The organism is Xanthomarina sp. F2636L (assembly GCF_026410195.1).
Classification (GTDB): Bacteria; Bacteroidota; Bacteroidia; order Flavobacteriales; family Flavobacteriaceae; genus Xanthomarina.
In genome coordinates this window covers 1-3,972 of record NZ_JAPMLM010000060.1, presented here as the reverse complement: position 1 = coordinate 3,972, position 3,972 = coordinate 1, and the positions used below count along the sequence as shown (strand labels likewise).

The following is a 3,972-nucleotide window of genomic DNA, read 5'->3' as shown; positions in this document are numbered from 1 at the left end:
AGTGCTTTTTTAGTTCACTTACTTAATTTCAAAATCCGAAATGCTCCTTGAATTACCAATGCAAAAACAATTGTTCCGATAATCAAATCAGGTTTGCTTGAACTCAACCAATTTACCAAAAGTCCCGCAATAATAACTCCCAAATTGATAATCACATCATTTGAAGTGAAAATCATACTTGCTTTCATATGAGCCTCTTCTTTACTTTTTGACTTTTGTAAAATATAAAGGCAAATACCGTTTGCAATAAGTGCAAAAATCGACACAATTATCATTGTCGAAAAGTTGGGAAGTTTCTCGTCTCCTAAAAATCTCCTTAAAACTTCGACAAATCCAATAATCGCAAGTGTTATTTGAAAATATCCAGCAAGTTTGGCAATCCGTTTTTTTCTTGTCAAAGTACCACCAACTGCAAACAAACTGATTCCGTAAACGAAACTGTCGGCAAGCATATCCAAACTATCTGCAACCAATCCCATTGATTTTGAGATTATTCCTGTTGTCATTTCGATTAGGAAAAATGCGAAATTTATTCCGAGGACAGTCCAAAGTAGTTTTTTCTGGTTTGCATTTTCATTAAATTCCGTTTGGTCAGTTTGTTCAGTCGATATTTTCTTTCCGCCTAAATTTAGTTCAAGAACTGATTTTTCAATTTGGTCAGTTTCTCCGCTGTGAAAAACAGTCAGTTTTCGGTTGGGAATGTCAAAGTCCAAATTTGCAATACTTGAGATTCCGTCTAATTTCATTCGGATTAGATTTTCCTCTGAAGGACAGTCCATTTTGGTAATCTCAAATATTGTTTTATTCATTTAGTTTCTCGGTTTTTTTGACATTAACCACAACGTGTTTGGCTATGGTTTCGTTGCGTGAAAATCCGCGAGGATTTTCCGCCGTAAACCGAAGATAGCAAATTTGCGAGGACTTTCCGAGAGGAAAGTCAGAAGCAATGAACTATAGCCGGTGTTGGGCACAGTTATTTATATTTTATTTCTCTTATTATAATCCTATCTAATTTTTCATTTTCGTAAATTCTTTTTGAAGTCCAATTCTCAAACTTATCAAAGTCGTACTCGTATTTAAGCGTTGAAATCAATGAGTCATTTCCGTTAAATTCTTTTAGTCCGATTAGGTTTTGGCAATTGTATTCATAAACTATTTTTCGGTTCCGCTTTGAGTCCGTTTTATGGACAGTTTCAATTTTAGTCGCTATTTCGTTTTTATCAAAATAGGTTGTTGAAATTGAATTCCTTATTGTATCTGAAGACTCTAAATCGATGAAAATTTGAGTTGATATAGATTTGTCTTTTGAGTTATTTTTTCGGTAATAGTAAGTTTCGATTTGCTCAAATTTCTCATTTGGATAGTTTACAATGCCTTTGGCTTGATAAAGTAAAGTATCTTTATAAATGTAATCGACTATGAATGGTAAACTGTCAGTTGACATTTTAACAACTTCTCTTTTAATTTTATCTAACTCGTTATAACTGTAATCAATTTCCATTTTTTCATTGTCAAATAGTGTTTTTTGATTCAGATTTATTATTTGGTCGTTATTGTTGTAAAGTTTATTTCTAACCATTAAAGTATCTCGAGTTTCATTATTTACAGAGTCACGTTTTACCATAATAGTATATTCCGTTATTTGACTTGCACTTTTAGTTAGCCCATTATTCAACAATTTTGGTTCTCGACAGCAACCAATTAATGAAATTGAAAAAAGTAAAATGAAAAGTTTGTTCATTTGGTTTTAATTGTGCCCAACGGTTTGTGTATGATTTCGTTGCGTGTTTCAGCAACTAATTTAGTAAAAAAACAAAGGCGATAATTCAGCGCGAGGATTTTCCGAAAGGAAAATCAGAAGCAATGAATTATACACGTTGTTAGCTGTAGTTTTTATTTTTCATTAAATTTTTCACAATAATTGTTATGTCAGCTATTAAATATCCGCCAACAACTATAATTCCAAAAATACCTAAAGGTCTTTGTCTTGGGTGATTTGGGTCGGGATTTAAAATCATTTGAATACATAGATATAGAATAAATAGACAGAATGGATATAGTATAATTCTTGTCAAGATTTTCGCAAAAGTCCACTCTTTAACCTTATCCTGTTTTAATTCAGATTTAGGTTTGTTGGTCAATTCAGAGTTATTTTTTAGCTCAATATTCTGAATGGCTTCTTTCAGTTCGTCAGTCAGAAGTTTGGTTTCGTATTTTTTTGACTTTCCCAAAACCAAACGTAATAAAAGTCCAATGACTAAAAGTCCGATTGTTCCAATTACTGCCATTTTAAAGTCAGTTGAGAGGAACAAACCTGAAATCAATACAATTAAAAATCCGATTGTTATTTTATTCAGCAGTTTGTTATAAGGGTTTTTCTCTGTCCTTATTCCGTTCAGTTCGTCGTTTTGGTTAAAAGTCAGATGGAATATTGGGTAAGCACCACGCAGAAAATGAGATGAACGCCAAATCAAAAGTTCATTCCGTTTAATTTCTCCACTGTATTTTGTTGTATTGTAGTGAAATGCATCGTTCCAATGGTTTGTCAGATTACTTTTTTTGTTCTGAACAATTAATTTTTCGATGTCTTTCTTTTTTACCACAAAAGTTGGTTTAAATTACAGCTAACGGTTTCGTGTATGAAAAGTGCGTGTTTGTGTTAGCGGATTTTCGGAACGAAAATCAGATGAAAGCAAACACGCACTTTCCTTTTGATTAGGCACTAAAATAAGCATTTTTTATACACAGTGTTATGTGCAGAACTTTTTTCAATCTTTCAATTCTATTTCAATAATATCTATTCCTGTTAATTTTGCTTCTAACTTTTTTTTTAATTCGGTTTGTAGTTTATTAACATCAATATCCTCCTTTTTTGTTCTACCAACTATACTTCTAAATTCGGATTTTATTTCTAATAAAATTAACTCATCGTAACTTTCGTTGTTGTTCATTAAAAAATCTGTAATTTCAACTTCTTTCAAGAGTGTTTTATAAGTGAATTTCAACTGTTTTTCAATAGCCCAACCTGTAGAAGACAGGGCTGAAATTTTGGAATTAATTGTACTTTCCTGATTAACAAATTCCCGAATATTATAAAAATTACTTCGAGAAAAGAAAACTTCCGTTTCATCACTATAAACTTTTGTATAGTATAAATTGCCAGTTTCAAACTCACTAATGGAATTAGATTTTAATCTACATAGCTTCTTTCCTGCTTTGATTTCTATAAAATCAGCATAATCAACCCCTTTTTCAAATTCATTCAGAACATCAAAAAGTCCATTATTTATTTCTTTTGATTTTATGATTTCAAATTCGATATAATTTGAATGCAGTTTCTCCACTTTTAAAATCCATTTAAAGTCAGCAACATCATTTTCGGTCTTTTCATTATGCAGAGTAATGAGATTAGGTTCTTCACACGTATTATTAAGAAATAGGAATGAAAACATTAAAAATATAAAGTTTTTCAATTTATGCTGGGTTTTTCGTTTTGCACATAACGTATTTGTGTATGCTTTGTTGCGTTTTCAAGCATCTAATTTAGCAAAAAGAAAACAAACCAAGCGAAAATCCGTAGGATTTTCGTAAGCAGACTAGAACCTAGCAATAAAACATACACGTTGTTACCTAATAGTTGCGACAGAGTAGAGTAAGCAAGTTTTTTTAGTTTGTTGAAGTAAGAGTAATCACATAAAGCGAGTTTGAGTAATCACATACAGCGAGTTTGAGTAAGAAATTCCGTGATAGATTATTTCTCTTAAAAAACTAAATGCATCATTTTACTTTATTTATTTTATTTTGAAAAACAATATTTTAAAATGCTGTTTTGGACTTATTTATTTAAATTTTTTTTGAATTAATTTAATTTAATATCCGGCTAAAATTCCGCAAGAGTAAGAATCTTACAATTTTTCTTTTTACGAATTTATTTTGTTTGGAGTTACAATTTCGGAGCAATTTTAGGTAACG

At 31.0% G+C, this 3,972-nt stretch carries 4 protein-coding genes; all 4 read right to left on the bottom strand.

Annotation, left to right across the window (positions count from 1 at the left end):
• Positions 1-14: 14 nt before the first annotated feature.
• On the bottom strand, positions 15-809 hold the full coding sequence (locus tag OS191_RS05320; protein ID WP_267154685.1) for a cation efflux transmembrane domain-containing protein: 795 nt from the start codon (positions 807-809) through the stop codon (positions 15-17).
• Between the two features lie 164 nt (positions 810-973).
• Positions 974-1,741 carry a hypothetical protein gene (locus OS191_RS05315; RefSeq protein WP_267154684.1) on the bottom strand — a complete coding sequence of 256 codons (768 nt, stop codon included), beginning with the start codon at positions 1,739-1,741 and terminating at the stop codon, positions 974-976.
• A 139-nt stretch (positions 1,742-1,880) separates the two neighbouring features.
• Positions 1,881-2,603, bottom strand: a complete 723-nt coding sequence (locus OS191_RS05310) for a hypothetical protein (protein ID WP_267154683.1) — start codon at positions 2,601-2,603, stop codon at positions 1,881-1,883.
• A 165-nt stretch (positions 2,604-2,768) separates the two neighbouring features.
• Positions 2,769-3,452, bottom strand: coding sequence for a hypothetical protein (locus OS191_RS05305; protein WP_267154682.1), 684 nt, complete (start codon positions 3,450-3,452; stop codon positions 2,769-2,771).
• Between the last annotated feature and the right edge of the window lie 520 nt (positions 3,453-3,972).

Excerpts from the sequence above, each read along its gene's own strand:
- OS191_RS05320 (WP_267154685.1), bottom strand. The coding sequence starts at position 809 with ATGAATAAAACAATATTTGAGATTACCAAAATGGACTGTCCTTCAGAG.
- OS191_RS05315 (WP_267154684.1), bottom strand. The coding sequence starts at position 1,741 with ATGAACAAACTTTTCATTTTACTTTTTTCAATTTCATTAATTGGTTGC.
- OS191_RS05305 (WP_267154682.1), bottom strand. The coding sequence starts at position 3,452 with ATGTTTTCATTCCTATTTCTTAATAATACGTGTGAAGAACCTAATCTC.